We start from the raw sequence: 26561 nt of genomic DNA, 5'->3' as shown, positions 1-26561 counted from the left end.
TATATTAAGGATTGGTTAATGAGGATTTTGCCAGTTTTGACGGGGGTGGCTATAGCGTTGGCTTTAACCGCCTGCCGTTCCCCTACGCCACCTGAAGGGGTAAAGCCACTGACAAACTTTTCCTCCGCTCGTTATCTGGGCAAATGGTATGAAATCGCACGCCTCGAAAACCGTTTTGAACGCGGCCTGGAACAGGTGACCGCTACCTACGGCAAGCGCAGCGATGGGGGAATTAGCGTACTCAATCAGGGGTTTGATGCGGTTAAAAAGCAGTGGAAGTCAAGCGAGGGCAAAGCCTACTTTACCGGCGCCCCGACAACTGCGGCCCTCAAGGTTTCTTTTTTCGGCCCGTTCTATGGCGGATATAACGTTATAGCGCTGGATGAGGATTATCAATATGCCCTGGTCAGCGGGCCAAACCGTGATTACCTGTGGATTTTATCGCGCCAGCCTGAAATTCCTGACGAGGTGAAACAGCGCTATTTGTCCTTTGCCCGGGGGCTGGGATTTGCGGTGAATAACCTGGTGTGGGTGAACCACCAGATGAAGCGTTAATGAAAACCCTCAGCAAAATCCCCTGCCTTATCCAATAATCAATGTCAGGCAGAAAATTCCATTGCTGCACGATGATAATGACAGGAGAAACCTATGCCTTCAGTGGTAGTGACGGGGGGAACGGCTGGTGTCGGGCGGGCAACCGCGCTGTGTTTTGCGCGCCACGGCTATGATGTGGCGGTGATTGCACGCAGCCAGAAAGGGCTTAGCGAAACGGTGAAGGAGCTGGAAAGCATCGGCATCCGGGCCATAGGGGTCAGTGCGGATGTTGCCGATACCGGGCAAATGAAAAAGGCAGCCCATGAAATAGCCAACACCCTGGGGGCGGTGGATGTCTGGATCAACGCCGCAATGTGCACCGTTATCGCGCCCTTTACGGAAATGAACCAGTCGGAATACCAGCGGGTGACCGATGTCACCTACCATGGCGTGATTAATGGCACTCGCGAAGCCTTAAAGCTGATGGAACGCCGCCGCTGCGGGCATATTATCCAGGTTGGCTCGGCGTTGGCCTATCGTTCAATTCCTCTGCAATCGGCCTATTGTGGGGCAAAGTCCGCCATTCGCGGTTTTACTGACGCTTTACGTTCCGAGCTTGCCCATAATCATTCCAGGATCCGCCTGACCATGGTTCATCTTCCCGGTGTGAATACGCCGCAATTCGACTGGTCACGCAATAAACTCCCCCGCGCTACCCGTCCGGTGGCCCCTGTTTACCAACCTGAAGCGGTGGCTGAAGCCATTTTTAAAGCCACGATTAAAGCTCCGCGTGAGCTTTGGGTTGGCAAAGCGACGATAGAATCGATCATCGGCAATATGTTCTTCCCCGGCTGGCTGGATAAGTTAATGGCGAAGAAAGCCTGGGGCGGCCAGATGCAGGCCTCGGCTCATTCGCAGGCCGAAGCGGATAACCTCTTCTCCCCGGTTGAAGGCCATCACCAGAGCCGGGGAAAATTTAGCCATGAAGCGCAGAACAGCGTTATCGCCATCGATCCTGCCTTTGCAGGAAAAGCCGCACTTGCGGCATTAGGTATTCTCGGTGGTCTGGTGTGGTGGCGCAGCAAGCGTCGGCAACGCTGAGAAATGGACATTACCGGGCGCTGCTATGGGGTATTTTGCTCAGCGTAAACCAGCGATAGCCATAGCCGTTAACCGGAAATTTGCAGGGCGTTGTTATGGTGCCCGAGGCTGCATATTCCTGATCACCCAGCAGTTCGGTAAGCATCATCAGGTCTGGTTGGTCGATAGTAACCCGGGCTTTCTTATCGCTCAGGTTGGTCACCATCAGCAGCGCATCGCCATCGCTGTCATAGCGAATCGCCAGAATCGATGGGCTTTGGGTGTGAATCATCTTCCAGCGCCCCGATCCTATCTCTTTACACCCAAGCCTTGTCCTTGCCATTTTGCTAACCAGATGCAGTAAAGAACGGTCTTCAATTTGTGATTTATTGACGTTCACCAGACGGTAGCGATTCGGCCCCCGGTTAATCACAGGCGCAATCAGCTTTTCGGCAGCCGCCGCAGAAAACCCGGCATTATTTTCCCCCGACCACTGCATAGGCGTGCGCACCGCGTTGCGCTCGCTTAACGCGAGATTTTCACCCATGCCAATTTCATCGCCATAGCGAACGATCGGCGTGCCGGGTAGCGAGAACAGCACGGCGTAGGCCATCGCCAGCCTTTGCGTGTCGTTATTGAACATCGGTGCCAACCGCCGCCGCAGCCCACGCTGGTAAATATACATATCCGGCGCCGGACCAAAAGCCGCGATAACCTCTTTTTGCTCCGCCTGGCTTAACTCGCCCAAATCCAGTTCATCGTGATTACGCAGCCAGTTTGCCAGACAGGCTCGTAACGGCGGCTGCGGGATCTCTTCAATCGCTTTCGCCAGCGGACGTGCGTCTTTGCGGGCAAAAGCAAGAAACATATGCTTATTTAGCGTAAAGCTGAGAAGCATATGTAGCCTGTCGTTATCGCCGAAATAATCCCGATATTGCTCCGGTGGTACATCGACCTCCCCTAATAAAATAGTGTCCGGTTTACGCAGCCCGACAAAATCGCGCAGATGGTTAAGTAAAGGAAAACCCTTTTTTATCTCCCCTTGCCCCGCTTGTTTCACCATATGTGAGGCGGCATCAAGCCGGAATCCCGAAACCCCGAGACGCAGCCAGAACACGATAATGCGCTCAATTTCTTTGATCAGTGCCGGGCAAGCCAGATTCAAATCAGGCTCGTGGTGATAAAACATATGACGATAAAACTGCTGCGCGCGGTCATCCCAGCTCCAGACGCTATTTTCCACACCGGGAAACATCGGCGGCTCATCATGTTCCGGGGGTTCATCTGCCCAGATATAATAATCGCGATAAGGAGAGCTGCGATCTTTTCTGGCTTCCTGGAACCAAATATGTTCGCGGGAGGTATGTTGTAAAATAAGCTCGATAATAACGTGCAGCCCTAACTCTTCCGCTTGTTCCAGCATAAATACCATATCGGCAAGGTCGCCAAAGCGTGGATCTACCTGCAGATGGTCCTGAACGTCATATCCGTGATCCCTGAAGGGGGTCAGATAAAAAGGCGTCAGCCAGATTGCCGTTGCGCCGATACCGCGAATATAGTCGAGGTGTTTTACCACCCCGCCTAAATCCCCGATTCCATCACCATTTGAATCCATAAAATAACCAGTATCCACCTGATAAATAATCGCATTTTTATACCAGTCGCTTTTCATCTTTACGCTCTCTTATCGCTGCGTTACCGAAATACGCCCTCAAATAACTGTAGCGGTAATTATTATGCGGGTGAAATTTCTGCAGTCCCGCCTGGGAGCAAGGGCATTTAATCTGGTACCGGGTTGCGGTGGGATCGCCTGGCGTGTTAAATCCTTGCCAGAGAATAAATCGGGTATTTAACCGAGTACATTGCCATAGCTATCTATCAGCTACGGTTCGCGCACTTCAATTCATCTCGTCACCCCATGCCATAATTTTCGACTATTATTTAATTTGCTTATTTCAAACGGTAGCAGGAAGTTATCCGTTCCGTTTTATTTCAGCGCTTCGCTATGAAAGTAGAAAGAAGGAAAAGGAGCGTTATGCTCCAGCCCGTTCTGACTAACAACTGACGAAGGAGAATATCTATGACCCCGGTAGAGAATTATCATGACTGGTTACGTGACGCCCACGCGATGGAGAAACAGGCAGAGTCGATGCTCAGCAAGATGTCCGAACGCCTTGAGCACTATCCAGCCCTCAAATTGCAGCTTGAGCGGCATCTTGAAGAAACCCGTCAACAGCAGGCATTACTGGAAGAAGTGCTGTCGCGTAACGGTATTTCAACCTCCTCGTTTAAAGATGCCATGAGCAAAATAGTGGCTCTGGGCCAGGCGGTAAGCGGCATGATGACGCCTGATGAAGTGGTAAAAGGCGCGATCAGCAGCTATGTTTTTGAACACTTTGAAATAGCCTGCTATACCTCGCTGATTGCTGCGGCTGAAGCCGCAGGCGATCCACAAGGCGTGGAGGTCTTCAAATCTATCCGCCAGCAAGAACAAGCCATGGCCGACTGGGCGGCAGCCCATCTCCCCGAACTCACCGCTGCGTTTTTAAACCGCTCGGCCCAGCCTGGTGTAGAAGCTAAGAAATAACCCGGGCGTGACAGGCTCTTCGTTCTTCACCGGTTAAAAGCCGTGCTCGCAGTTAATGGCTTTTAACCGGTGTTAAAACGCCGGTGCTCAATAGGGTTAAGCTCTGTACTGCCGGATGCCCTTTTATCCATGGTGAAAATAATGAACGCTGAATCGGTAAAAAAATCCGCGCCGGTCCAAGAAAAACCCCGCTGGCTGCAGTTTGAATTTGTGGTGCGACAAATCGGGTTTGTGCTGCTGTTGCTGATAGTCCTTGGTGCGCTGGCTGGCGCTTTTTCAAAGGGGTATTTAAGTGAGAAAAGCCTTTCAAATCAAGCAAATACGTTAAAAGTGGACTATGAGAAGTTCAACCGCCTGTTGAGCGACGTAGAGCTGAAAATTAGCTTTGCGCCAGCACCCGGCAAGCCTCAGCAAATCAAGCTGGGCGGCGATTTTATGCACGGTTACCGCATTGATAATCTGCTGCCACAGCCCGATAAAATGTACAGCCAACACGGCGAGCTGATCGTCGAATATTCCCCTTCGATGGCAAACGCCACGCAAACCATCTGGTTAAGCCTTACCCCAATGCAAGCCGGCGAGCTTACCAGCCATGTGGTTGCAAACCAGCAGGCTGGACTAACCTTCAGCCAGTTTGTTTATCCCTGAGGACAACAACAATGGATACGGTAATTAGGGCGCTGGCCGTCTATCTGATTTTAATCGTGGTATTTAAAATCGCCGGGCGGCGCGCGCTGCTGCAAATGACCTCGTTTGATTTAATCTTGCTGTTAATCATTAGTGAAGCCACACAACAGGCTTTGCTGGGAAATGACTTTTCAGTAACCGGCGCCATGCTCACCATCGTGACGCTGATTGTGGTCGATATCTCCTTCGGAATATTAAAGAAAAAAATCCCTGCCGCCGACGACTTACTTGATGGCACGCCCGTTATCCTGGTAGAAAACGGCCACTTCTATGTTGAAAAATTAACTAAGGCGGATATCTCCGCAGAAGATATTCTGTTGGCCGCGCGTATCGATCATGGCATCACTGAACGGCAAAAAATTAAATACGCCATTCTTGAAAGCAACGGGCATATTTCCATTATTCCGCTAAACGACTCCTGAACTCAAAAAATAGTAGTAAGGATCAAAACCCTTACTACTACAAATTGACATCCTCCCCGCCCTGAAGGACGGGGATATAAGGCACACTGGGTAAGATTCAGAAGCTTATTTACCATCAACGCCTCTTGTGCAGGCGCTGGTGGTTGTGATGACATTGATTACAAGGTGCCGGTACCACCGTCTGAGCACCAGACCTGGCCCGAGGTAAAGCTGGATTCCGCAGCGGCAAACGTCACATATAGTGAGGCAATTTCCGCCGGTTGTCCTGGACGTCCGAGCGGCGCGGAAGCGCCAAATTTTTCAATTTTTTCCTGCGGCTGGCCGCCGCTACACTGTAAAACCGTCCAGTAAGGACCGGGTGCCACCGCATTCACCCTAATACCTTCAGACGCCAGCTGTTTGGCGAGAGATTTAGTGAACGCGACAATAGCGGCTTTGGTTTGCGAGTAATCAAGCAGGTTGTCACTCGGCAGATAGGCCTGCACGGATGCCGTATTAATAATTACCGCGCCGCGAGGCAGGTAGCTCAGCGCGGCTTTAGTTATCCAGAACATCGCATAAACGTTGGTTTTAAAAGTAGCGTCAAAGGCTTCGGTGGTGAGATCTTTAATCGACTCACAAAACTGCTGACGACCTGCGTTATTGATCAGCAAATCCAGCCCTCCGAGCTCCTGCGCTGCCTGGGTGACCAGCTGCTGGCAAAAGTCTTCATCCCTGATATCACCAGGAATGGCGACGGCCTTACGGCCTTCGGCACGAATCAGCGCGATCACCTCTACCGCATCTTCTTCTTCCTCAGGGAGATAGTTAATGGCAACGTCGGCCCCTTCCCGGGCAAATGCAATAGCCACGGCGCGCCCTATCCCGGAATCCCCGCCGGTAATCAACGCCTTACGTCCAACAAGCCTGTCGCTGCCTTGATAGGATGTTTCACCGTGGTCAGGAACAGGGATCATTTTTTTCGCCAGCCCCGGAAAAGGCTGCTTTTGATGCTCAAAAGGGGGCGTTGGATAAGCATCAGCATGGGGGATATTACGGGACTCTGGGATCTGATTCTTGTTTTGCATATTCAGCTCCTGTTAGTTATACGCAGAAAATAAAGCATAGAACAAAAATCGTTACCGCGGTCTCATTCACTGCGCTGCAAAATACGAGCTTTCACATATAAGGCTATGTGATACGAGAAGAATCATAAATATTTCACCTATGTAACATAGTTGAAGTAAGAATAAAAAATCAGAGCATTCAACCTGTGGTTAGATATGCTTTAACCACCACTGCATTTTATTTACTCCCTATTTTCCGCCGTTTAAGTCACGGCTCTTTTTCGCTAAAATTCAGAATTATCTCAGCTGGCCATTTCACTTCGGTAGCCAGACGATAAACCAAACGTAACATTTTTAGCGTAAAACTGACATATTATATAATTATACTGGCATCTCAATCAGGCTAACCAAATAAAACCTAAGAAAAATTCAATAGGTTACCTAAGCCGTCTAAATATAATTAACGTTTCGCTTCAGACAATAACATCCCCTTACAACACCCATCTCTCCAAAATATAAATTTGACTCTCTCTCATCCTGCGCTAGTTTTAAATTTCCATGTTATGACATATTCCGTATGTCATTATCTCTAACGCAACATGAGGATATTATTATGGCAGAGCATAGAGGTGGATCTGGTAATTTCGCCGAAGACCGTGAAAAAGCCTCAGAAGCAGGACGTAAAGGTGGGCAACACAGCGGTGGGAATTTTAAAAATGACCCGCAGCGTGCTTCAGAAGCCGGTCGCAAAGGCGGCGAAAACAGTCACGGCGGCGGCCGCAAGCCGGATAAATAACCGCCTCGCCGTTGGCTAATAGCTTATCAGCATGGGTGTGCCGCAGCCATCGGTGCGCTCATGCTGCCTTGATGTAAAATAAAGAGCGAATTATGGAGCGATCCCATGCAGATCAAAACCATTGAAGATCTTTTTGTTCATTTATTATCTGACACCTATAGCGCAGAAAAACAGCTGACCCGCGCACTGCCCAAACTGGCACGCGCCGCCGAAAACCCCAAATTAAGCGAAGCGTTTAACAGCCACCTTGAAGAAACACGCGGCCATGTAGAGCGCATCGACCAGGTGGTAGACAGCATTCCTGAATTCCGCTTAAAACGTATGAAGTGTGTGGCCATGGAAGGGCTGATTGAAGAAGGCCAGGAAACGATCGACAGCGTGGATAAAGGCGCGGTTCGGGACGCCGGTTTAATTGCCGCGGCCCAAAAAGTGGAGCATTACGAAATCGCAGCATACGGTACGCTGTGTACGCTGGCCGAGATGCTGGGTTACAGCGATGCCAAAAAGCTTCTTGGCCAAACCCTGGAAGAAGAGAAAGCGACGGATAATAAATTAACCAGGCTTGCCGAAGCTGGTATCAACCAAAGCGCGAAGCAAAAAAGTTAATTCCCTCCTCGCTTGATCATCCGGGCACGAATTTAGCTTATATTCTTGCCCGGTTCTGCTTTTTAGCCCATTCGCTATCTCAATGGCGATTCATCCTGTAACCGGCAATGCCGCCAGGATCACGCTGCCGCAAGCGCCTGCGCGACATTCTCATCGCATATCAGCACATGACACAGCCCGGCTCGGATCGCTGCCAGGATAATCGCGTATTTATGGCTCCCGCCCGCAGCCAGTACCAGCTGCCCGGTTTTTTTTAAATCCGCAATCGCGGGGTTGATCACCCTCTGCGCTAAAGGGTGTATGACCGTCTTTCCCTGAGCATCCAGATAGTGACCACAGATATCACCCACCGCGCCCGCTGCAATTAGCGAAAGGCGTGAAGCCCGATCAATAACGCCATATTCCAGCGCTTTAGATTGCTCAGAAAGGTCGACGGCGCTCAGCAGAGCCATGTCCAGCTGGCCTGCCATCGCAAGCACCGATTTCACAGGCTCGCTTGCGACCAGCGCGTCCCGTAGCGCCTGCGAAGGGGCGAACATCGGGGCGGTGATATAAAAACATTTTGCCTCAAGCGCGCGCGCAACGGAGGCGGCGTTGTCATAAGGGTTGATACTGGTGCTTTCAGCCAGGCCCCCGCAAAGCAACACAACCCGATCGCCCCCTGCCGCGCGCGGCAAAAAATGCCGGGCAGCGCTATGAATGGTGCCGCCCCAGCTGATGCCAAGCATGCCCGATGGCGGCAGATTTTCTGAGACGTACTGCCCCGCAGCCGCGCCAACCATCTCCCTGACGTCATCACCTGCAATCGGTGCCGGAACCACGATAACCCGGCTGAGGTTATATTTTGCGCTCAGGGTGTTTTCCAGATCGTTACGCACCGCAACCGCCTGCGGCAGAATAATCTGCACAAACCCCGAGGTTCTCGCTTCCCCAAGGATACGGTTGACCTTTTTACGGGTGATATTCAGGTGGCGCGCAATCACATCCTGAGTCTGGCCTTCCCTGAAGTAGTGCCAGCAAATGCGCGCAATCAAGGCGTTTTCATTTTGAGTAATTTGGCTTTCTTGCAAAATTTTTTCTCTGATAATCATGGCATTGACTCATATCCGCCCGATGATAGCACATTTGTTCCTACAGATTCACAAATGTGTCACTTGTCGATGATAGCTTCACCACCATCACCTGTTCATACGAGAGATTACCGATGTCAGAATGCAATAATATTAACAACGATAAAAAAACCGTGCGTGTTAATGGCCGTGAATACAGATGGCCGGTGCAACCAACGGTGGTGGTCTGTTTCGATGGCTGCGACCCTGAATATATCGATGCCGCGAGCAAAGCCGGGCTGATACCGAATATCGATAGCATGCGTAGCAGCGGCTTCGCCAGTAAGGCACTGGCCTGCATGCCAACCTTTACCAATCCGAATAACGTCTCCATCGTGTGCGGCGTACCGCCAAATGTGCATGGCGTTTCCGGCAACTTCTATTTTGACCGTGAGACAGGCAAAGACGTGATGATGGTTGACTCCACTCCGGTGCGTGCGCCAACGCTGCTTGCCGCCTTTTCCCGTGCGGGGGCAAAGGTTGTGGCGATCACGGCAAAAGATAAGCTGCGCAAAGCGCTCGGCAAGGATCTGGACGGTATTGCATTCTCTGCCGAAAAAGCCAACGAAGCGACCCAGGCTGAGAACGGCATTAGCAATGTTGAAGCACTTGTCGGTCGACATGCGCCCGATCAGTACTCAGCCGATCTTTCACTCTTCGTACTGGATGCGGGGATCAAATTGCTGGAAACTCACCGGCCGGATATCAGCTACCTCTCCTTGTCCGATTACGTCCAGCATAAACATGCTCCCGACGATCCCGCAGCCCTCGAATTTATGGTGGCCGTCGACCAGCGTCTGGGCAAAATGCTGGCGCTGGGCGCGCGCTTAGGCATCGTGGCTGACCATGGGATGAGCGACATGGCGGATGCCGAGGGTAATCCGCGTATTGTTTATCTTGCCGACAGGCTGAGCGCAGCATTCGGCGCAGATAAGTGCCGGGTGATTTGCCCGATTACCGACCCGTTTGTGCGCCACCACGGCGCGTTGGGTGGGTTTGTGCGCATTCATCTCCTGACCCCGGATATCGATATCCATGAGGTGCTGGCATTTGTCCGCGCTATCCCAGGCGTTGCCCTGGCCCTGCCGCGTGATGAAGTCTGCCTGAAGTTCGACGTAGCCGACGATCGTGAAGGCGACATCGCGGTTATCGCAACCAAAGGGGTAGCGCTGGGAGCCGGTAAAGCCGACCACGATCTGTCTCAACTTTCCGGCACTCGTCTACGCTCCCATGGCGGCCTGACTGAACAGGTCGTTCCTTTTATTACTTCCATTCCCGTCAAAGCCAATCCAACGCATCGGCTGCGCAACTTTGACATCTTCTGCGCCGTCCTGAATGAGGCTCTGTGATGCGTCGCGCCGTGCTTGTCATACTTGACGGTTTACGTCGGGATTTGATTAGTGAGGAAAATACCCCTCACCTGTATGCCTTTTCCCGCCGTGCCGAGCAGTTTTCCGCGCACCGAACCGTATTCCCAAGCTGCACTCGTGTGGTAGCGGCCAGCATCGCAACGGGGTGCCGCCCTGCGCGTCATGGAATGGCGGGCAATACCATGGTGCTGACTGAAAATGCCCGCCTGGTCCGGCACGATGCAGGGAAACCAGATTTTCTCCAGTACAAGCGCCACCTCACTGGCCGCTCTCTGCATGTCCCGACGATGGCCGAACATCTCACGGATAAGGGCGGCGTGGTGATTTTCAGCAATGTGTCACCCGGCGCGGCTTATGCCCACGATCCGGATGGATTTGGTCACGTCTATCATCGCGCGGGGTCATTTGGCCCCGGCCGCCAGCCCGTTCCTCCTGCTGACGAGCTCAATATTGCGCTGGACGCCGAAGGCGAGAGCGTGATGACCGACAGGTTTATCGCCCGCGTAGTGAGCGCTCAGGATTGTCCGGCGCTGGGCGTTCTCTGGCTGGGCGAACCCGACGCCTCCCAGCACAGTTTGCCGTTAGGTTCCCCCGAGCATCTGGCCATTCTGCGCAGCGCGGATAGCCATGCGGGGCGGGTGATTGCCGCGGTTGAGGCCATGGCGGACAGACAAGATATTTTGCTGCTGCTGGGGTCCGATCACGGCCATCAAATCGTGGATGAGGCGATCAATGTTGAAGCTGAACTGGTGAGCGCAGGTTTGAAAAACAGCCTCGAATCGGATGAGGTGGTGGTGGCATCCAGCGGCACCGCGATCCTGATTTACATGCATCCTGACGTGGCCTGCAGAAAATCAGAGATGGAACGCTTTCTGCGAACTCGCGCCTGGGCAGGCCAGGTGTTCTCGCGCAGTGAATTTGAGTCGGCAGGCATTCCACTTGAGGCGGGCCCGGAATTCGCCGTATCCATGTTCAGCACGGAGGAAAAAAATGGTTACGGCGTGGCCGGGAAAGGGTTCACCGCCCGACGCGCGGGTGATAAAGCGGACGTTATCGGGGCCGGGCAGCATGGCGGCCTGGGCATCTATGAACAGATGCCGTTTCTGATGATTGCAGGCCAGGGTTTTACCCCGGGAAGCGTGCGCTCATCGGCCAGCTGCGTGATTGATATTGCTCCCACCATTTTCACCCATCTGGACAAACCGCTGCCCTCATTTGATGGCCAGCCCCTGCAACACAAAAGTCGCGAGGAATAAAAATGGCGAGCGTTAGCGTGAATCAGATAGCTAAAGGATATGGTGAAACCGCCGTACTAAAAGGCGTCTCGCTGGATATCCGTGACGGCGAGTTTCTGACCTTAATCGGCCCTTCCGGATGCGGTAAATCGACAATGCTACGCATTCTGGCGGGCCTGGAACAGCAGGACAGCGGCAGCATTGAACTGGATGGCGAAAACATTGACGGGCGTCGCCCAGCCGGGCGCGATGTCGCGATGGTTTTTCAGTCCTACGCGCTCTATCCGCACTTCACGGTGTTTGACAATATTGCTCTGCCGCTGCGGATGCAACGGCTGAGTCGTACCCAGCGCCTGCCGGTGCTGGGTTCACTGATGCCGGCACGAAAAAGCATTGAGCAGGTGATTGCCGACGAAGTCAATCAGGTCGCGAAGATGCTGAATATCGACCATCTTCTGCAGCGTAAACCGGGGCAGCTATCGGGTGGCCAGCGCCAGCGCGTGGCGCTGGGGCGCGCCATGGTCCGTCATCCTAAAATCTTCCTGATGGATGAACCCCTTTCCAACCTTGATGCCAGGCTGCGCGTGCAGATGCGCGCTGAGATTGTGGCGCTGCATCGCCGCCTTGGGGTGACGTTTGTCTATGTGACCCACGATCAGGCGGAAGCGATGACCATGTCCGATCGGGTTGCCGTCATGGTCGGCGGCGATATTCTGCAAATTGCCGCGCCGGAAGAGCTGTATCGCAATCCGGCTGAAATCCGGGTGGCAGAGCTGATTGGCAGCCCGAAGATTAATATCCTGGCCGCTGACGCGATGCCCGGCGCCCCACGATACGGCTTTGCCGCCGTACACCGCATTGGTTTTCGACCGGAAGCGGCGTCCGTTGTGGCCAGCGGAACCGGCATGCTGGAAGGCGTGGTCAGTAATATTGAAAACTTCGGGGCGGATATCTTCATTCATGTGGCGCTCGGCCAGGCGGGCACGATTATCGTGCGCCGCGATCCGCATGCCCCCCGGCTTTCACCGGGTAACGCCGTAGGCATCATGCTTGATGTACGCCAGATGCTGTTTTTTGATACCGATGGGAAGCGGCTGACAAAAGAGGAGCGGATCGCGGTATGAGCGTTTTACACCTTGTCACAGCCAGCACAGTCCGGCAGGCACCGAAAAAATCATTAGCCCAGGCCCAGCGGCTCTTTGCTTATCTCGCGGTGCTCCCCGCCACCTTTTTACTGATTGCGCTGCTGTTCGTTCCGGCGCTGGTAGTGATTGTCGTCTCGCTGACTGACTGGCAGTTTGGGACCGCAACGTTACGGTTTATTGGCCTGGGAAATTTCAATGCGCTCTTTTCAGACCCGGTGTTCTGGACGGCGCTGAAAAACACGCTGCTGTATGTGGCTATTGTCGTGCCCGGAACCGTGGTTTTGGGGCTGATCGTTGCGCTGCTAATCGAATCCAGCCCCAGCCTGCGCGGCTTTTACCGTGCGGTTCACTTTCTGCCGGTGATGTCGACGATGTCAGCAATGGCCATCGTCTGGGGGTCAATGCTTCACCCCACCATCGGACTGGTGAATCGCGCGCTGTCGGTATTCGGTATCGCCGGCCCGAACTGGTTGCGCGATGAAGATACGGCTCTGCTGGTGATTGCCGTTATTGGCATCTGGCAAAACTTTGGCTTCGCCATGGTGCTGTTTGTCTCCGGACTGAAGTCCATCCCGGAGGATCTCTATCACGCTGCCGCCATTGATGGGGCAGACAGCATCATTGACCGACTGCGCACCGTCACCCTTCCGCTGCTCGGCCCCGTGATGCTCTTCGTCAGCGTGATGACCGCATGTCGGGCTTTTGAAGTGTTCGACAGCGTCAGGGTGCTGACCCAGGGCGGGCCTAATTACGCTTCGGAAGTTCTGTTGCACCGGCTGTATACCGAAAGTTTTGATTACCTGAGAACCGGCTACGGCGCGGCACTTACCGTAGTTTATCTGCTGATTGTGGTCTGCCTCACTCTCGGCCAGTCGAAAATTCTGGAGCGACGGGTACATTACTCATGATTAAATTTCCCTCATTCGCTGTTACGCCAAAGCAGGTGTTGCGGCATGTGATTCTGCTGGCGACCGCTCTGTTTACCCTGCTGCCGTTTATCTGGATGGTGAGCCTGTCCCTGAAGCCGCAGCAGGAGATTTTCGCCGCTAATTTTCAGCTGTGGCCTACGCAATTTTTCGGCCTTGAGAACTACCGGGCGGCCTTAACATCGGTACCGATGCTGCGGTTTATCGCCAATGGCATTTTTGTTTGCGCCGTGATTTTCCTGATCCAGCTCATCGTGTGCGTGCCCTGTGCCTATGCGCTGGCAAAACTGCGGTTTCTCGGCCGGGATACCCTTTTTTCCGCCGTGCTGGTCGGTTTGCTGGTACCGCCGCAGGCGCTGGCGATCCCTCACTTTTTGATGCTGTACCTCTTCGGCATCCTCAATACCTATGTTTCGCTGATCCTGCCGTGGATCATTTCGGCCTTCGGCATCTTCTTGCTGCGCCAGTTCTTTCGCAAAATCCCCGAAGAGATCCTTCAGGCCGCGCGACTTGATGGCCTGAGCGAGTTCTCGATTATCTGGCGCATTATCATGCCGATGAGTACCCCCGCCCTCGCTTCATTCGGCATTTTTTCGTTAGTCGCGCACTGGAACGACCTGTTCTGGCCGATGATCGCGGTGCGCGACCAGGCTATCTCGACCCCGGCATTAGGCATCTTATTATTCCGCGATGATGAATCAGGCCAGTCGCTGGGGCCGCTAATGGCAGGGGCAGTCATTATTGTTATTCCATTAATTTTCGTATTCCTTGCCGCGCAGCGCCGTTTTATCGATGGCATGACAACATCAGCAGATAAATAAACTTTTATTTTAATGACTTCAGGAGAACACCATGTCTTTACCGGTTGCAGTGTGCCGCCGCATTTTGTCCGGCATGATTATCTTGTCGGGTATTACGGCCGTCCATGCGGATGAGAAAATAACCCTTGATGTGCTTTATACCACCCCGGGAACGTTTAATTCTTTGCACAAGGAATTAGCCAGGCGCTTTACTGAGGCACACCCTGATATTGAAGTTAAGTTCCGTAATCCGGTAAAGGGCTATGAGGAGGCGGCGCAGGAAATTTTGCGGGGCCAAATCACCAATAGCATGCCGGATGTGGCCTTCAACGGCATTAACCAAATCGGCCTGTTTGTTGAACGTGGCATTGGGACACCTCTGGATGCATATATTCACCGGGAGGGTGGCCTGGATAAATTAGGCTACTACCCGACGCTGGCTAAGCTTGGGACCTGGAAAGGCAAGCAGTACGGTTTGCCTTTTGCGGTGTCCACCCCGGTTCTTTATATTAATACGGACATGGTGAAAGCGGCGGGCGGCGATCCCGACCGGTTACCGAATACCTGGCCTGAGTTGGTTAAATTAGGTAAGGCGATGGAAAGCCGCGCGCCATCGCCGGTGACGGGCCTCTATTACCAGTGGGAGCAGACCGGCAACTGGCTGTTCCAGACGCTGATAACCAGTAAAGGCGGGCACATGCTGCAACCCGGCAGCTGCAAAATTGGCTTTAACAGTGATGCGGGCAAATGGGCGCTGCAAACGCTGGAGCTGTTTGGCAAATCAGGTATGCCTAACCTGGCGCTTGGGCAGGCGCGGCAGTCATTTGTCTCAGGGACCGTGGGTATCATGGCGGATTCCACCTCTTACGTCGCCGCCGCTGAAAAACAGATTGGCGGTACCTTCGGCTTTAAAACCATGCCGTTCCCACTGGCCGATGCGAAGGGGCAATTACCCGCAGGCGGGAACGTCGCTATGGTGCTTTCAAAAGATGCTAAACGCCAGGCCGCCGCCTGGGAATATGTTAAATTCGTCACCGGCCCGCAGGGCCAGACCGCGATGGCAAGCCTGACAGGCTATATGCCGGGCAACAAAATTGCCGTGGAGCACGCAGAGCTGCTTGGCAATTTTTACACCTCTCACCCGAACCATACCACCAGCCTGAAACAGGTACCGGTATTAGGCGAATGGGCTTCATTCCCGGGGGAAAACTCACTAAAAATTATTGAAGTGATTAAAGGCCACACCGAAGCATTAGTGACCGCTCGCGACACGGCGGCCAACACCCTGCCAAAACTGGTGCAGGATGTTAATGCCCTGATGCCTGCCGAATGTCGGTAACCGCCCTTGCCGCCAGCAGCGGTCTGGCGGCATAAATTGTTTTGCGTAAATATATTGAATGTTATGGGGTTAATTGATACTTTCCCGGCGCCGAAAAGATTAAGACTGGTTTGGTTATTCCAGTCCTCGTAGCGAGATGAAGTCGGAGCGCCTGCTCCGAACCCGCGGCACCACCCACAACTGATGGATGGTGCCTTCGTCGATCCCTTCGCTTAGCGCACCGCCATCCCTGACAGGATTGATGATGGAAAAGCGTACGGTACTTGTTAATCAACTTCTGATGACCGGCATAATGGCCCTTTCGATGTCAGGCATTATGCTGCTGATAGCCCTTGGCCCATCAGCAGCATTGCTGACAATCTGGCCTAAACAGTTTCTGGTCGCCTGGCCAATAGCCTTTGTTATGACGATGGTGGCCTGGCCCCTGTCAAACAAATTAACCTACTTACTTTGTGGACAAAGTCTGATCCGCTCAAACACGGCGAAGCAGGAAGAAGCGGCGGTTATGAGCCGTGAAAATTAATACCGCGAGCCAGTTTCAGCTGACCTCAGCCAATATTTGCTGATGTTTTAAATAGCCAGTAAGCAATTGAAGATCAGCCGAAATGCTTTAAGTTCCCGCTGAACTGCAGGCAAGGTTGCAGAGCCCACTCTACTTATGTGGGCTTTACTTGTATTAGCTCAGACTTGAGCTGGCAGGCCACCTCTCACTTTACTTCCACATCAACAGGCGCAGGTCCGCGAAAGGCTCTACGCCATTCGCTTGGGCTGACGCTGAATCTCGCTTTAAAGCTCTGCCGGAACGAGACTGGCGACTGAAAACCCACCATATCGGACACACTTTCAATGCTACTGTTCGTCGTTTCCAGTAGTTCCTGGCTTCGTTGCAGGCGCTCAGAATTCAGCCAATCGCCAGGCGTGGCGCCGGTTGCCTTGAAAAAATGGCGCGTTAGCGTTCGTCGGCTCATGCTGACAAATCCGGCCAGTGAATCGAGATTGTGCTGCTTATCGAGATTGCGCCGCAGGTAGTCTATCAGCTCGTTCATTTTGCTATCCCGCGTAGATACCGGGACCGGACGTTCAATAAACTGGGCCTGACCGCCTTCCCGGTAAGGAGGAACAACCATTCTTCTTGCTACCCGGTTAGCTATCGCCGAGCCGTAACGGTCACGGATAATATTCAGGCAGCAATCAATACCGGCGGCGGTACCCGCAGAGGTAATCAGGCGTTCATCACTGGTATACAGCGAGTTGCTGTCCAGATGAACAGCAGGAAATCGTGCAATGAAGTCCTGTTCAAACTCCCAGTGCGTGGCGGCACGATGCCCATCAAGCAAACCTGAATAGGCCAGTACGTAAGCACCGAGACAAAGCCCCACCACTTCTGCGCCGCGCTGCCATGCGTTTATTAGCGCATCCAGCAGGGCCTGAGAAGGCTTTTCTTCCGGATGATTCCAGTAAGGTACGATAACGATGTCTGCGGTATCCAGCAGCTCAAGTCCATGCTCCACGTTGATGGACAGGCCCATATCAGACAGCACAACGCCTGGGTTTTCAGCGCAGATTTCGACGCAGAATAAATCCGGCTGCGGCATAGACTGCCCGAAAATAATACAAGGGACTGAAAAGTGAAATGGACTAAATCCGGCCGTGGCAATCACGGCGACCGTCAGTGCAGACATAACCTTAACCTTACCGTAAATGATAGCCACCGGATCGCCGGCGACTAACACGCTGATTTTAACTGACTCAAGGATAACAGGTGACCAGTAGTAATGGCATTCGTCATCGGCCATGCGGAATGGCTTATCAGAAAGCCATTGTCTCGCCGTCTGCGGGAATAAGAACCTTATCTTCAATGCCGTGCTCAAGAGTGAACTCGCGCAGTTCCGCACGGGTAAGAAGGCAATGGTTAATCGATTCCATATGGGAAGCCACGACGGTTGCACCAGGCAACATTTTTAACGTGCGCAGCGTATCCTCTTTGCCCATGATAATCGGACCGTAAAGGTCGTTGACCGCATAACCCGTATTCAGCACTACAATCTCCGGTTTGAAACGCTGCAGGTTTCTTGCATAAGGCTTAACCCAGACAGTATCGCCCGCGATATACAGCGTTTTTTCATCATGATGGGTAAAGACCAGCCCGCATGCATCACCCAGTAGCTCACCCCACTGAGCATCGGCATACAATTCGTTACTGCCGTGCTGGCCGTCGGTTTTATAAATAGTCAGGCCGTCAACGAAATGGTTTTCATCTTTCAGAACGCGAATGTTGAGAAAGCCCTGAGAACGAAGAAGCGCCGCATCTTTTTCATCCTGCGTGTAGATAAGCATCTCTTTGGGAACAGCCTGCTGAGCAGCCTCATCCCAGTGGTCAGTATGGGTGTGAGTCAGGATAACGGCGTCAACCGCCAATAAATCCTTAACGGCCACAGGTAAGGCAACCATGGGATTGCGCAGGTGCGGGCGTGCATTTCCGGCAAATCCATCCCAGGCTTCTTTTTCTGCCAGCATCGGATCGATCAGGAATTTTTTACCGGCATATTCCAGTACCAGCGTGGCATTGCGGATTTGCGTTAATTTCATTGATGGCTCCAGTCATTAATCAGATTGATTCATCCACCGTATTGGCTGTTGTGCTATCGGGGATGCGAGTGGGCTTACTATAAAACGAGGAAGGGATCGGCCGTGATATGCCCTCTGGTCATTAGCCGATGAAATCAGGTCAATCGTAATGGCTCGGGTTTTACCGGCATGGCGGATAGATTTAAGCAGGGCGATGTTTGGTGAGAAAGATGCACCGACGGCCTGCTGAAGCTGCCATTACAGGGAGCGGTAGTGAGTAAGCCGCACGCCAGGAATCAATGAAAATGGGCCAATATGCTATAGGGTTGAGGTAAAGACCTAATAAGCTAAAATGCCATCCAGGAAATCATTCAAGGTTGATTGTCTTTTTTAACTGGATGTCCATTTTTTGGCACTAAACCGTCCATAGGACCTCGGTCAGCTATGAGCGAGATATAGTCATTCACGCCCTGAGAATTACACAATGAAGTGACTCAGGGTGCCGGATCGTAATCGTTCACGTTAGATACCTGGGAATGCAAGCGGCCCAACAATTCGATAAGGGTGTCCACTTCCGAAGCAGAAAGCCCGCTGAGCAAACGTCGCTCTCGTTCCAGTGCAACCTTCAATACTCGGCCATGTAACGCTTTTCCGCTGTCAGTCAGGCTGACGGTGTTGCGTCGTGCATCCTTTGAATCAACCTGGCTGCTAATGTGCCCCGCCACTTCAAGTGACTGTAGTGAACGGCTGACCGCACTCTTGTCGAGCCCGATCGTCTGACAAATTCGATTGGCGGTGATGTCATTTTCCACGGCGAGCATTGAGAGCATTCGCCACTCAACTACCCCTATGCCGAAATGCTTGCGATAGCACTGTGAGGCTCCAGCGGAGAGCTTGTTGGACAGGAAATTCAGTAGTGCCGGGACATAACGAGCCAGGTTCAGTTGGGATTCTGTGGACATTGAGCAAACACCTTGAATTAGAGATCTGTTTAACATTTGTTAAATGCTTGTTGAATATTTGCACTGCATTCGTTGACATCGCAACTAAATGATACGAGTATTTCTGGACCGAATGGCAAATGCGATGACCTGCATAATATGCCGTCGCTCTGCCACATGAAAATAATTATAAGGACTTGGTCATGAACACCTTCAATGTCATCCCATTAGCCTTGTTCAACAAGCAAACGATCGTCCTCCACGTGCCTGCGACCGGCTGACTCGGCTCAATCTAACGCCCTAACTCATGCATTTTTTCAGCAGCCACTTAAGTCTGGAGGGACAAGTCATGCTTAAAGTCAACGTCACCCGCAAAGCAGAGGAAGCCGAAGGCATCTGCAGTTTCGAATTATGTGCTGTAGACGGCGGCGCACTACCAGCCTTCAAGGCAGGTGCCCACATCGACATTCACATTGCCGATGGCCTCACCCGGCAATACTCCTTGTGCAACGATCCCCGGGAGCGCCATCGCTACCTTATCAGTGTGCTCAAGGACCCGATTTCCCGTGGCGGCTCCAGGGCCATGCACGAGCAGATACGGTCAGGACAAACGTTGTCTATCAGCACTCCGCGCAACCTTTTCCCGCTTGAACGCTCAGCCAACCGACATCTGCTGTTCGGCGGTGGTATCGGCATCACGCCTATGCTAGCCATGGCTTATGAGCTTTCACATCAAGGGGCCGATTTCGAGTTGCACTACTGCTTTCGATCAAGAGAACGAGCGGCGTTCGTTGGGATGCTTGCTCAAACGCCTTTTGCCGGTCGCATAAAGTTTCATGACGACAGTGGTGCTCAAATACAAAAACTGGATGCGTCGGCCGTGCTGGCAGAACCAGACGCTGGCACCCATCTCTATGTCTGTGGGCCGGTCGGTTTCATGAACTACATCCTCGATGCTGCGCAGAATGCTGGCTGGTCGCAGGACCGCGTACATAAGGAGTTCTTCACCGCAGAGCCCGCCGATCTCAACACCAATGTTCCCTTCGAAGTTGAACTGGCGAGCAGTGGCCAGGTTTTTCAGATTCCTGCCGAACGCACCGTGTTCGAAGTGCTCGACGAGGCCGGAATAGAGATCGAATCATCCTGCGAGCAAGGCGTCTGCGGCACCTGCGTAACCCGTGTACTCAAGGGCACCCCGGAACATCGGGACAAATTCCTGACCGTGGCAGAACAAGCCGCAAATAACTGTTTTACCCCCTGCTGCTCGCGCGCCAAATCATCGCGCCTCGTTCTTGATCTATGAACCCAAACAACAATATCAATATGGAGAACACCATGAACACATCCGCCTGCCAAACTCTTGCAGTAGAAATTTCAGAGCCTGCCTTACCAGGCTTCCCCCTCAACCAGTGGTACGTCGCGGCTCTGGGATGGGAGCTGAAGGACAAACCCATTGGCCGGACATTACTCAACAAGCCTGTCGTACTGTTCCGTAAAACCAACGGCGAGGTCGCTGCGCTGGAAGACCGCTGTTGCCATAGAGCGCTTCCACTGTCGAACGGCACGCTAGAAGAATCCGGTATTCGGTGTGGTTACCACGGCCTTGTTTTCGATGCGCTTGGGAAGTGCATCGAAATCCCGGGCCAGGACAAGATACCGAGCAAAGCCAAAGTGCCTGCCTATCACGTGCGTGAGCAGGACCAGATCGTCTGGATATGGTTTGGCAGTGAGGCTCAACCGGAACCGAGCTGTGAACCACCGACTTACCCTGTTCACAGCAATGGCAAGTACCTGTTCGACGGTAACGTGTATCACTACAACGCGCCTTATCAGTTAATCCACGATAACCTCATGGACCTGAGTCATCTGGGTTATGTCCACCTGCGCACCATCGGCGGTAACGCCAGTATTCATATGAATGCCCGGATGACTGTCGAAAGTAAAGGCGACATAGTGCGGGTCGTACGCCACATGCCGGACTCCGTTCCACCCCCCACTTACACCGCCGCTTATCCCTTCAAAGGCACCGTGGACCGTTGGCAGGAAATCGAATTTCACGTCAGTCACCTGCGTATCTGGACCGGTGCGGTCAATGCCGGTACCGATGCCCTGGATGACCCCGATCGCGGTGGCTTCCATATGCGCGGTTTCCACGGCGTCACACCAGAAACCGAAACCACCAGTCACTACTTCTGGACCATTGCCACCAATCCCGAAAGCGACCCCGAAGCCATCAAGGCCAGGGTTGTTGAGCAAACGGTAATGACCTTCGATGAAGACAAGATAATTATCGAAGCCCAGTTCCAGAACATGTGCCGGTTCGGCGCGAAACCGATGATTGACATACACGTCGATGCCGGTGCCAATCGCGCCCGCCGAATCATTGAGCAGCTTCGCCAGTCCACCTTTTGAGCACACGGTGCACGTACCGCTGGATGTGCGTGCGCATTATGGTCCGGATGCGTTGACCAAACCCTTGAAGCCAAACACATGGCTCCAGGGCATTTGCTGCGCCAAAGACAGCATTATGCATGCTACACCAACCAAAAGACGAAGATATAGACATGTACAAACGGTATCCACTGAATAGCTGGACGACTTTGGTCGCACGTTGTTCACCCCCCTTCCCGACCTACAACTTCGGAGACTGATCCCATGAGCCATTCGATCGGACAACAGCTGGATGAAAAACCTATGGTCAGTTTCCAGTGGGGCGTGGTTGCGCTCTGCTTTCTGATCAACATGCTAGATGGCTTCGATGTCCTGGTGATGGCATTCACCGCCGCGTCTATTTCTGCCGACTGGAGCCTCAGCGGCATTCACCTCGGCTACTTGCTTAGCGCAGGGCTTGTCGGAATGGCGATCGGGTCGTTGTTTATCGCCCCCTGGGCCGACCGCTTTGGACGACGTCCGCTCATCCTGCTAAGTGTCGGCATCGCGGGGCTCGGCATGTTGGCGTCATCCAGGGCGACATCCCCCGAGATACTCGGTGTGCTGCGGCTGATCACCGGACTCGGCATCGGTGGCATTCTGGCCAGCAGCTATGTCGTCGCTGGGGAGTATGCAAACAAGAAGTGGCGCGGTCTGGCCATTAGCCTGCAATCCACGGCCTATGCACTGGGGGCAACAATAGGGGGCATCATCGCAGCGCAGATCATCCCTTCCATGGGGTGGCGTTCGGTGTTCTTTTACGGTGGCGTAACAACATTGCTGATCCTTCCGCTCCTCGCACTCTGGTTACCCGAGTCCCTGGCTTTCCTGCTGTCTCGTCAACCCCGGAATGCACTGAAACGCATCAATAATTTGCTGCAACGAGTCGCGATCGCTGCCGTCGATCAAATGCCCGAGGCGCGGCAGGACGCCCGAAAACCGCTAAAAGCAACTTTCGCCGAGCTTTTCTCACCAACCCTGCTCCGTTCAACCTTACTCATCTGGATAGCCTTCTTCCTGGTGATGTTCGGTTTCTACTTCGTAATGAGCTGGACTCCGAGGCTGCTGGTTTCAGCGGGTCTGTCGAACCAACAGGGAATCACCGGTGGTGTACTGCTCAATGTCGGCGGCATTCTCGGCACGTCACTGATCGGCTTGCTCGCATCGCGCTTTCGTCTGTCCCGGGTGCTGATGCTCTACCTTCTGGTCAACGCGGTGCTCCTGGCCGCCTTCGTACAGTTCACTATCTTGCCGAGCCTGGCCTTCGCCCTGGTACTGCTGATCGGAATTTTTGTCAACGGTTGTGTTGCCGGACTCTATGCCCTAACTCCGACTATCTACAACGCCACCCAGCGCGTCACCGGCCTGGGTTGGGGTATTGGCATCGGCCGTGCCGGCGCGATTCTCTCGCCATTGGTGGCTGGCCGGTTGATCGATGCACATTGGCAACCCGCTGACCTTTATCTGCTGTTTGCCCTGTCTTTCGTCTTCGCAGCCCTCGTCATCTGGCTTTTGAAACCGCAAAGGCAGCTACCCCTGAGTACCATCTCCAATGTCTGATCCGGAGAACCATAAGAACAAGACCAGGACAAATCGGCCTTGTTGATCAATTCCGGGACAAGGCGGCCTGTAACCAGGTCGCTTTGTGAACCGAATAATCAACACGCTTAAACAGGATTATCCTCAGCCACTGGAATGGTTCTCACATCGGGGTAGCTTACTGCTGTGTGAACTGATGATACGGTGGCCCAGTCTGCAACCACTGAAACGTGCCAGGCGCGACACGATCTGAAATTTTCTGAATGCCAAAGGTGGCCACGCAATGGCCCTTATCGGGCAACGCGTGGTGAATATTGATAACGCGATCCCATTGACGGCAGACCCGAGTGTTATAGAGGCTAATGCTTTGATGGCAGCAGCACTGGCGACACAAATCGCATACCTCAGGACGTGGAGCGTGAACAAGATACCAATATGTCGGCATCAATGTTAATGTCCGGTCAATTCATGCTCAAAAAATGTATGCAATTTCTTTGTTAACATGCGATTAAGAAGGCCTTCGGATGCGTGAGATTGATGTATTAAAAGTGAAGTATCCAGGCGCGAATGCCTGGCAAGTGGGTGATAGTCAAGTGCTGGCCAACGAACTCGCAACCCTTATTATAAAAGGGATTAAAACGGCCTCATGTGGATCTTTTGCCTCTTATCAGCAGGAAGAATCTGCACCCCAAATTGGGAGTTATAACATCATCCTTGATGGTCAGGATGTACCTGTATGCGTTATCAGATTGGTTTCGATGCGACTGGTGCGTTTTTGTGATGTTACCGCGGAATTTGCTCGAAAAGAGGGCGAAGGCGATTTAAGCCTCGAGTACTGGCGGAAAGAGCATCAGCGATTTTTTACTCGGGAAGGTTATTTTTCTGATGATATGGAGCTGATCACAGAAGAATTTGAGGTGGTTGAGGTTCTGTGAACTCGGCAGTTGCATTTTACGGCGACTGAAAGAGCAGAAACTGTTACGACGAAGCGAAATATTTGCTAGTCCTCAAAGGACAAAAGTGGGCGTGAAGCGGAATTAACTTCTTCGCTATTGAAGCTATCGCATCCCTGTGAATGCTCTCCGGTTTATTTTTCGAGGAAACCTGGAATAGAAGTAGTGGCAGTGGCAGCTTTAGCCTCGCTGAGAAGCTTCTCCCAATCGCCTGGAGGGTCGCCAGCTTTTAACATCCTTGCAAACACCGTATAAGCGTCTGTCTTAGATCCGTAAGCACGAAGGGTATCGAAATCATTTACCCAACCGATAATGATAGTCTTATGCTCCGCACTGCAACGATAGAACAAACGAAACTGCGACAAGAACTTTGCGCGGAACCAATGTTTAAATTCATCGCCTAAAGTATCACCCTGACGATATTTCGCATTGAGGGGGTCAACTGCTATCCATTCCTCGATGACTCGCTCAATCGCATGCAGGAGCTTTGTTTCCTTCTTGCCGCGGTATTCGCTGGGCTTTGCAGCCTTTAATTCAATTACCTTCTGAGAAAGTTCTGCAATCTGTGTCAGAAAGCATGAATGAAAGCAGATTTTCCACCCATTTATTACTAAGTATTCCATGCCTCACCGTCGTTTCTTATTTGTTAGTCATCGGTAAGCGGCGCGTCTAAATCGACATTAACTCCAGCAGTTAATTCTTTAATGCTTTCCCAAAACAACGCCGGTACGGGGTGAATGTTCTGTGGTTTTGTCTTCATGTCATTTTCGAGAAAAGTCAGAAACTGCGATATAACCGGATCATCTTGTTCTTCTTCCTGTCGGGACATGATGACATTACCGCCTGCAAGCAAGGTGTACTTTATGTACTCACCAGGCTTGAGATGCAAAGCATCGCGTATTGCAGCAGGAATCGTTGTCTGGCTACGCTCGGTGAGTCGAGACTCCGCACGCAGTGACACGTTCGCACTATTTAAAAATTGAGTAGCCATTGATTGAACCCTCTTCATTCCCACTTCCTCCATCACAAGGGGCGGGCCTAACCCACCGGGAATAGTTCATTTTATTTACCCAGACTCATACTGCGGAGCTATCGGTTTGCTAAGCCGCTGGGTTGTTTCCTTTAAAGTTAAGTCGCATTAGCTGCGATTGCTCTGATGAGCACGGTCATTATAATGCAAGTGCATTGCACAATGCAAATGCATTACTTTAGCCTGCGCCCTATTGATTAACACGCCAGTCGTAGCAACTTCCTCTACTGGCACGGAGCGGACGGGAGAGTGGCGCGGAGGGTCGCTTTGAGCGAGGAGCGGAAGTTGTGGCTAATCATTAATCATCTCAACTTTCGACTTAAAAGTTACAATAACCTCTCTAACCACTCGGCAAATACCTTTACCTTACGGGAGAGGTGGCGGTGTGGATAAAGAAGTGACAGCTGACGAGGTGGTACGGGATAGTCTGTCAGTACTTCTACCAGGCGGCCACTGTTGAGGTAAGGTTGTAAAAAAACATTCATCCCCTGTAATATTCCCAGCCCTGCCAGACCCGCTGCTATATAGGCTTCGGAGTTATCCAGCACAAGCTTACCGGAAAGGCTAATTTCTTCTGTACCCCCTGGTGTCTGAAACGTCCACGGCATAATTTGCCTACTGCTGCTGTTAATCCAATTGACGGCCTGATGCTGGCGCAACTCCTCCAATGTTTCTGGCGTACCATGTTCTGCAAGATAAGCCGGGCTGGCGCACGTCGTCATTTTAATGGAGCCCATCTTCCGGGCGATGTAGTCGCCATCATCGAGTTCCCCGACTCGCAGCACGCAGTCCAGGCCATCGCGCAGCATATCCCTGCGGCGATCTGAGCAGCTCAGTATGATTTCAATATCAGGATGCTCACGGTAAAAATCGGGCAAATTTGGCACGACGAGTAAAGCCGCAAAAGCGATTGGCATATCGACGCGCAACTGCCCACGCAAAACATGGTCGGCGGCAAACGACTCCAGTAGATCATCCGTCTGGGCCAGTAAGGGTTTACTGCGGCGATAAAATTCTTCCCCCTCTGGCGTCAGGTTAATTCGCCGTGTCGTGCGCTGCAATAATCGAATACCGCTGTGTTGCTCGAGTTGTTGCAGAGCTTTGGTGACAGCAGGACGATGGATTTGCAGATTCTCCGCCGCCTGCGTGAGGCTACCTGACTCGACAATTCCGATAAAAATTCTAATAGATTCAAAGAGATTAATTTGCATCGCTTATTTCTTTCACAGGAGAGCTAAGAGTCGTCAATTCGCAACCGGATAACCATATTATTATTGATTTCGTAATAGTGATGAACTGTTTTTACTATTTTTCCAAACAATCCCCCATTCTACACTCTCCCCATTCCGAAACCTGAGCGGCTGTGTAGCGCCATTTCGAAACATAAAAACTCTTTAAGGTCGCCGTTTCAGGCTGCC

At 52.4% G+C, this 26561-nt stretch carries 27 protein-coding genes and 1 pseudogene; 19 read left to right on the top strand and 9 right to left on the bottom strand.

Features of this window, described 5'->3' with window-relative positions; all coding sequences use genetic code 11:
* Positions 1-18 precede the first annotated feature (18 nt).
* Both blc and EHN07_RS03660 read left to right on the top strand, forming a co-directional pair.
* On the top strand, positions 19-555 hold the full coding sequence (gene blc / locus EHN07_RS03665; RefSeq protein ID WP_124022844.1) for an outer membrane lipoprotein Blc: 537 nt from the start codon (positions 19-21) through the stop codon (positions 553-555).
* Between the two features lie 93 nt (positions 556-648).
* Positions 649-1635, top strand: a complete 987-nt coding sequence (locus EHN07_RS03660) for an SDR family oxidoreductase (protein ID WP_124022843.1) — start codon at positions 649-651, stop codon at positions 1633-1635.
* Between the two features lie 10 nt (positions 1636-1645).
* Here EHN07_RS03660 and EHN07_RS03655 read toward each other — a convergent pair whose 3' ends face one another.
* On the bottom strand, positions 1646-3286 hold the full coding sequence (locus EHN07_RS03655; protein WP_124022842.1) for an alpha-amylase family protein: 1641 nt from the start codon (positions 3284-3286) through the stop codon (positions 1646-1648).
* Between the two features lie 408 nt (positions 3287-3694).
* Here EHN07_RS03655 and EHN07_RS03650 point away from each other — a divergent pair, with 408 nt between their 5' ends.
* The 3 genes from EHN07_RS03650 (at position 3695) to EHN07_RS03640 (ending at position 5310) form a co-directional block, all read left to right on the top strand.
* Positions 3695-4201 carry a ferritin-like domain-containing protein gene (locus tag EHN07_RS03650; RefSeq protein ID WP_124022841.1) on the top strand — a complete coding sequence of 169 codons (507 nt, stop codon included), beginning with the start codon at positions 3695-3697 and terminating at the stop codon, positions 4199-4201.
* A 141-nt stretch (positions 4202-4342) separates the two neighbouring features.
* A complete protein-coding gene (locus EHN07_RS03645; protein ID WP_124022840.1) occupies positions 4343-4849 on the top strand; it encodes a hypothetical protein in 507 nt (168 codons plus the stop codon).
* 11 nt (positions 4850-4860) lie between these two features.
* Positions 4861-5310 carry a DUF421 domain-containing protein gene (locus tag EHN07_RS03640; RefSeq protein WP_124022839.1) on the top strand — a complete coding sequence of 150 codons (450 nt, stop codon included), beginning with the start codon at positions 4861-4863 and terminating at the stop codon, positions 5308-5310.
* A gap of 158 nt (positions 5311-5468) precedes the next feature.
* Here EHN07_RS03640 and EHN07_RS03635 read toward each other — a convergent pair whose 3' ends face one another.
* The gene (locus EHN07_RS03635) at positions 5469-6377 is read right to left on the bottom strand and encodes an SDR family oxidoreductase (protein ID WP_124022838.1); all 909 of its coding nucleotides are present in this window, start codon (positions 6375-6377) and stop codon (positions 5469-5471) included.
* A 592-nt stretch (positions 6378-6969) separates the two neighbouring features.
* Between EHN07_RS03635 and EHN07_RS03630 the strand changes: the two genes are divergently transcribed.
* Positions 6970-7152 (top strand): con-10 family general stress protein, encoded by a 183-nt coding sequence (locus tag EHN07_RS03630; protein ID WP_124022837.1) that lies wholly within the window; start codon positions 6970-6972, stop codon positions 7150-7152.
* A gap of 105 nt (positions 7153-7257) precedes the next feature.
* Positions 7258-7758: a YciE/YciF ferroxidase family protein gene (locus EHN07_RS03625; RefSeq protein WP_124022836.1), complete on the top strand. Its 501-nt coding sequence runs from the start codon at positions 7258-7260 to the stop codon at positions 7756-7758.
* Positions 7759-7877: 119 nt separating this feature from the next.
* On the opposite strand, the gene EHN07_RS03620 is transcribed toward EHN07_RS03625, so the two are convergent.
* Positions 7878-8849, bottom strand: a complete 972-nt coding sequence (locus tag EHN07_RS03620; RefSeq protein ID WP_124022835.1) for a sugar-binding transcriptional regulator — start codon at positions 8847-8849, stop codon at positions 7878-7880.
* A gap of 56 nt (positions 8850-8905) precedes the next feature.
* Between EHN07_RS03620 and phnA the strand changes: the two genes are divergently transcribed.
* From phnA to EHN07_RS03585, 7 genes are all read left to right on the top strand, one after another.
* Complete coding sequence (phnA, locus tag EHN07_RS03615; protein WP_208646972.1) at positions 8906-10216, top strand: phosphonoacetate hydrolase; 1311 nt, start codon at positions 8906-8908, stop codon at positions 10214-10216.
* Positions 10216-11493, top strand: coding sequence for an alkaline phosphatase family protein (locus tag EHN07_RS03610; protein WP_124022889.1), 1278 nt, complete (start codon positions 10216-10218; stop codon positions 11491-11493). The genes phnA and EHN07_RS03610 overlap by 1 nt, the downstream gene beginning before the upstream one ends.
* Positions 11494-11495: 2 nt before the next feature.
* On the top strand, positions 11496-12596 hold the full coding sequence (locus EHN07_RS03605; RefSeq protein WP_124022834.1) for an ABC transporter ATP-binding protein: 1101 nt from the start codon (positions 11496-11498) through the stop codon (positions 12594-12596).
* Positions 12593-13525 carry a carbohydrate ABC transporter permease gene (locus EHN07_RS03600; protein ID WP_124022833.1) on the top strand — a complete coding sequence of 311 codons (933 nt, stop codon included), beginning with the start codon at positions 12593-12595 and terminating at the stop codon, positions 13523-13525. Before EHN07_RS03605 ends, EHN07_RS03600 begins: the two co-directional genes overlap by 4 nt.
* Positions 13522-14364 carry a carbohydrate ABC transporter permease gene (locus tag EHN07_RS03595; RefSeq protein WP_124022832.1) on the top strand — a complete coding sequence of 281 codons (843 nt, stop codon included), beginning with the start codon at positions 13522-13524 and terminating at the stop codon, positions 14362-14364. Before EHN07_RS03600 ends, EHN07_RS03595 begins: the two co-directional genes overlap by 4 nt.
* A gap of 31 nt (positions 14365-14395) precedes the next feature.
* Entirely contained in the window at positions 14396-15682 is a 1287-nt protein-coding gene (locus tag EHN07_RS03590) for an ABC transporter substrate-binding protein (RefSeq protein ID WP_124022831.1), read from the top strand.
* Positions 15683-15926: 244 nt separating this feature from the next.
* Entirely contained in the window at positions 15927-16205 is a 279-nt protein-coding gene (locus EHN07_RS03585; RefSeq protein ID WP_208646970.1) for a DUF2798 domain-containing protein, read from the top strand.
* 184 nt (positions 16206-16389) lie between these two features.
* On the opposite strand, the gene EHN07_RS03580 is transcribed toward EHN07_RS03585, so the two are convergent.
* From EHN07_RS03580 to EHN07_RS03570, 3 genes are all read right to left on the bottom strand, one after another.
* The gene (locus EHN07_RS03580; protein WP_124022888.1) at positions 16390-17364 is read right to left on the bottom strand and encodes a GlxA family transcriptional regulator; all 975 of its coding nucleotides are present in this window, start codon (positions 17362-17364) and stop codon (positions 16390-16392) included.
* Between the two features lie 127 nt (positions 17365-17491).
* Complete coding sequence (locus EHN07_RS03575) at positions 17492-18271, bottom strand: MBL fold metallo-hydrolase (protein WP_124022829.1); 780 nt, start codon at positions 18269-18271, stop codon at positions 17492-17494.
* A 473-nt stretch (positions 18272-18744) separates the two neighbouring features.
* On the bottom strand, positions 18745-19212 hold the full coding sequence (locus EHN07_RS03570) for a MarR family winged helix-turn-helix transcriptional regulator (RefSeq protein WP_124022828.1): 468 nt from the start codon (positions 19210-19212) through the stop codon (positions 18745-18747).
* 328 nt (positions 19213-19540) lie between these two features.
* On the opposite strand from EHN07_RS03570, the gene EHN07_RS03565 reads away from it, so the two are divergent.
* The 5 genes and pseudogenes from EHN07_RS03565 to EHN07_RS03545 all read left to right on the top strand — a co-directional run bounded on the left by EHN07_RS03565 (position 19541) and on the right by EHN07_RS03545 (position 24095).
* Positions 19541-20494: a PDR/VanB family oxidoreductase gene (locus EHN07_RS03565; RefSeq protein ID WP_124022827.1), complete on the top strand. Its 954-nt coding sequence runs from the start codon at positions 19541-19543 to the stop codon at positions 20492-20494.
* A 32-nt stretch (positions 20495-20526) separates the two neighbouring features.
* The gene (locus EHN07_RS03560; RefSeq protein WP_124022826.1) at positions 20527-21603 is read left to right on the top strand and encodes an aromatic ring-hydroxylating oxygenase subunit alpha; all 1077 of its coding nucleotides are present in this window, start codon (positions 20527-20529) and stop codon (positions 21601-21603) included.
* 243 nt (positions 21604-21846) lie between these two features.
* On the top strand, positions 21847-23181 hold the full coding sequence (locus tag EHN07_RS03555) for an MFS transporter (RefSeq protein WP_124022825.1): 1335 nt from the start codon (positions 21847-21849) through the stop codon (positions 23179-23181).
* Between the two features lie 79 nt (positions 23182-23260).
* Positions 23261-23557, top strand: a pseudogene (locus EHN07_RS03550) (IS110 family transposase); the annotation flags it as partial.
* Between the two features lie 127 nt (positions 23558-23684).
* Positions 23685-24095 carry an ASCH domain-containing protein gene (locus tag EHN07_RS03545; protein ID WP_167467271.1) on the top strand — a complete coding sequence of 137 codons (411 nt, stop codon included), beginning with the start codon at positions 23685-23687 and terminating at the stop codon, positions 24093-24095.
* 152 nt (positions 24096-24247) lie between these two features.
* On the opposite strand, the gene EHN07_RS03540 is transcribed toward EHN07_RS03545, so the two are convergent.
* From EHN07_RS03540 to EHN07_RS03530, 3 genes are all read right to left on the bottom strand, one after another.
* A complete protein-coding gene (locus EHN07_RS03540) occupies positions 24248-24736 on the bottom strand; it encodes a type II toxin-antitoxin system YhaV family toxin (RefSeq protein ID WP_124022824.1) in 489 nt (162 codons plus the stop codon).
* 23 nt (positions 24737-24759) lie between these two features.
* A complete protein-coding gene (locus EHN07_RS03535; RefSeq protein ID WP_124022823.1) occupies positions 24760-25104 on the bottom strand; it encodes a type II toxin-antitoxin system PrlF family antitoxin in 345 nt (114 codons plus the stop codon).
* Positions 25105-25469: 365 nt separating this feature from the next.
* Complete coding sequence (locus EHN07_RS03530; protein ID WP_124022822.1) at positions 25470-26354, bottom strand: LysR family transcriptional regulator; 885 nt, start codon at positions 26352-26354, stop codon at positions 25470-25472.
* Positions 26355-26561 lie beyond the last annotated feature (207 nt).

Source organism: Buttiauxella warmboldiae (genome assembly GCF_003818135.1).
Classification (GTDB): Bacteria; Pseudomonadota; Gammaproteobacteria; order Enterobacterales; family Enterobacteriaceae; genus Buttiauxella; species Buttiauxella warmboldiae.
Note: the sequence above shows the minus strand (reverse complement) of the source record. Positions and strands in the feature narration are given on the sequence as shown.

Bases quoted from the DNA above. Each gene is read 5' to 3' on its own strand.
- blc (WP_124022844.1), top strand. From the start codon at position 19: ATGAGGATTTTGCCAGTTTTGACGGGGGTGGCTATAGCGTTGGCTTTA.
- EHN07_RS03660 (WP_124022843.1), top strand. From the start codon at position 649: ATGCCTTCAGTGGTAGTGACGGGGGGAACGGCTGGTGTCGGGCGGGCA.
- EHN07_RS03655 (WP_124022842.1), bottom strand. From the start codon at position 3,286: ATGAAAAGCGACTGGTATAAAAATGCGATTATTTATCAGGTGGATACT.
- EHN07_RS03650 (WP_124022841.1), top strand. From the start codon at position 3,695: ATGACCCCGGTAGAGAATTATCATGACTGGTTACGTGACGCCCACGCG.
- EHN07_RS03645 (WP_124022840.1), top strand. From the start codon at position 4,343: ATGAACGCTGAATCGGTAAAAAAATCCGCGCCGGTCCAAGAAAAACCC.
- EHN07_RS03640 (WP_124022839.1), top strand. From the start codon at position 4,861: ATGGATACGGTAATTAGGGCGCTGGCCGTCTATCTGATTTTAATCGTG.
- EHN07_RS03635 (WP_124022838.1), bottom strand. From the start codon at position 6,377: ATGCAAAACAAGAATCAGATCCCAGAGTCCCGTAATATCCCCCATGCT.
- EHN07_RS03630 (WP_124022837.1), top strand. From the start codon at position 6,970: ATGGCAGAGCATAGAGGTGGATCTGGTAATTTCGCCGAAGACCGTGAA.
- EHN07_RS03625 (WP_124022836.1), top strand. From the start codon at position 7,258: ATGCAGATCAAAACCATTGAAGATCTTTTTGTTCATTTATTATCTGAC.
- EHN07_RS03620 (WP_124022835.1), bottom strand. From the start codon at position 8,849: ATGATTATCAGAGAAAAAATTTTGCAAGAAAGCCAAATTACTCAAAAT.
- EHN07_RS03610 (WP_124022889.1), top strand. From the start codon at position 10,216: ATGCGTCGCGCCGTGCTTGTCATACTTGACGGTTTACGTCGGGATTTG.
- EHN07_RS03605 (WP_124022834.1), top strand. From the start codon at position 11,496: ATGGCGAGCGTTAGCGTGAATCAGATAGCTAAAGGATATGGTGAAACC.
- EHN07_RS03600 (WP_124022833.1), top strand. From the start codon at position 12,593: ATGAGCGTTTTACACCTTGTCACAGCCAGCACAGTCCGGCAGGCACCG.
- EHN07_RS03595 (WP_124022832.1), top strand. From the start codon at position 13,522: ATGATTAAATTTCCCTCATTCGCTGTTACGCCAAAGCAGGTGTTGCGG.
- EHN07_RS03590 (WP_124022831.1), top strand. From the start codon at position 14,396: ATGTCTTTACCGGTTGCAGTGTGCCGCCGCATTTTGTCCGGCATGATT.
- EHN07_RS03585 (WP_208646970.1), top strand. From the start codon at position 15,927: ATGGAAAAGCGTACGGTACTTGTTAATCAACTTCTGATGACCGGCATA.
- EHN07_RS03580 (WP_124022888.1), bottom strand. From the start codon at position 17,364: ATGTCTGCACTGACGGTCGCCGTGATTGCCACGGCCGGATTTAGTCCA.
- EHN07_RS03575 (WP_124022829.1), bottom strand. From the start codon at position 18,271: ATGAAATTAACGCAAATCCGCAATGCCACGCTGGTACTGGAATATGCC.
- EHN07_RS03570 (WP_124022828.1), bottom strand. From the start codon at position 19,212: ATGTCCACAGAATCCCAACTGAACCTGGCTCGTTATGTCCCGGCACTA.
- EHN07_RS03565 (WP_124022827.1), top strand. From the start codon at position 19,541: ATGCTTAAAGTCAACGTCACCCGCAAAGCAGAGGAAGCCGAAGGCATC.
- EHN07_RS03560 (WP_124022826.1), top strand. From the start codon at position 20,527: ATGAACACATCCGCCTGCCAAACTCTTGCAGTAGAAATTTCAGAGCCT.
- EHN07_RS03555 (WP_124022825.1), top strand. From the start codon at position 21,847: ATGAGCCATTCGATCGGACAACAGCTGGATGAAAAACCTATGGTCAGT.
- EHN07_RS03545 (WP_167467271.1), top strand. From the start codon at position 23,685: ATGCGTGAGATTGATGTATTAAAAGTGAAGTATCCAGGCGCGAATGCC.
- EHN07_RS03540 (WP_124022824.1), bottom strand. From the start codon at position 24,736: ATGGAATACTTAGTAATAAATGGGTGGAAAATCTGCTTTCATTCATGC.
- EHN07_RS03535 (WP_124022823.1), bottom strand. From the start codon at position 25,104: ATGGCTACTCAATTTTTAAATAGTGCGAACGTGTCACTGCGTGCGGAG.
- EHN07_RS03530 (WP_124022822.1), bottom strand. From the start codon at position 26,354: ATGCAAATTAATCTCTTTGAATCTATTAGAATTTTTATCGGAATTGTC.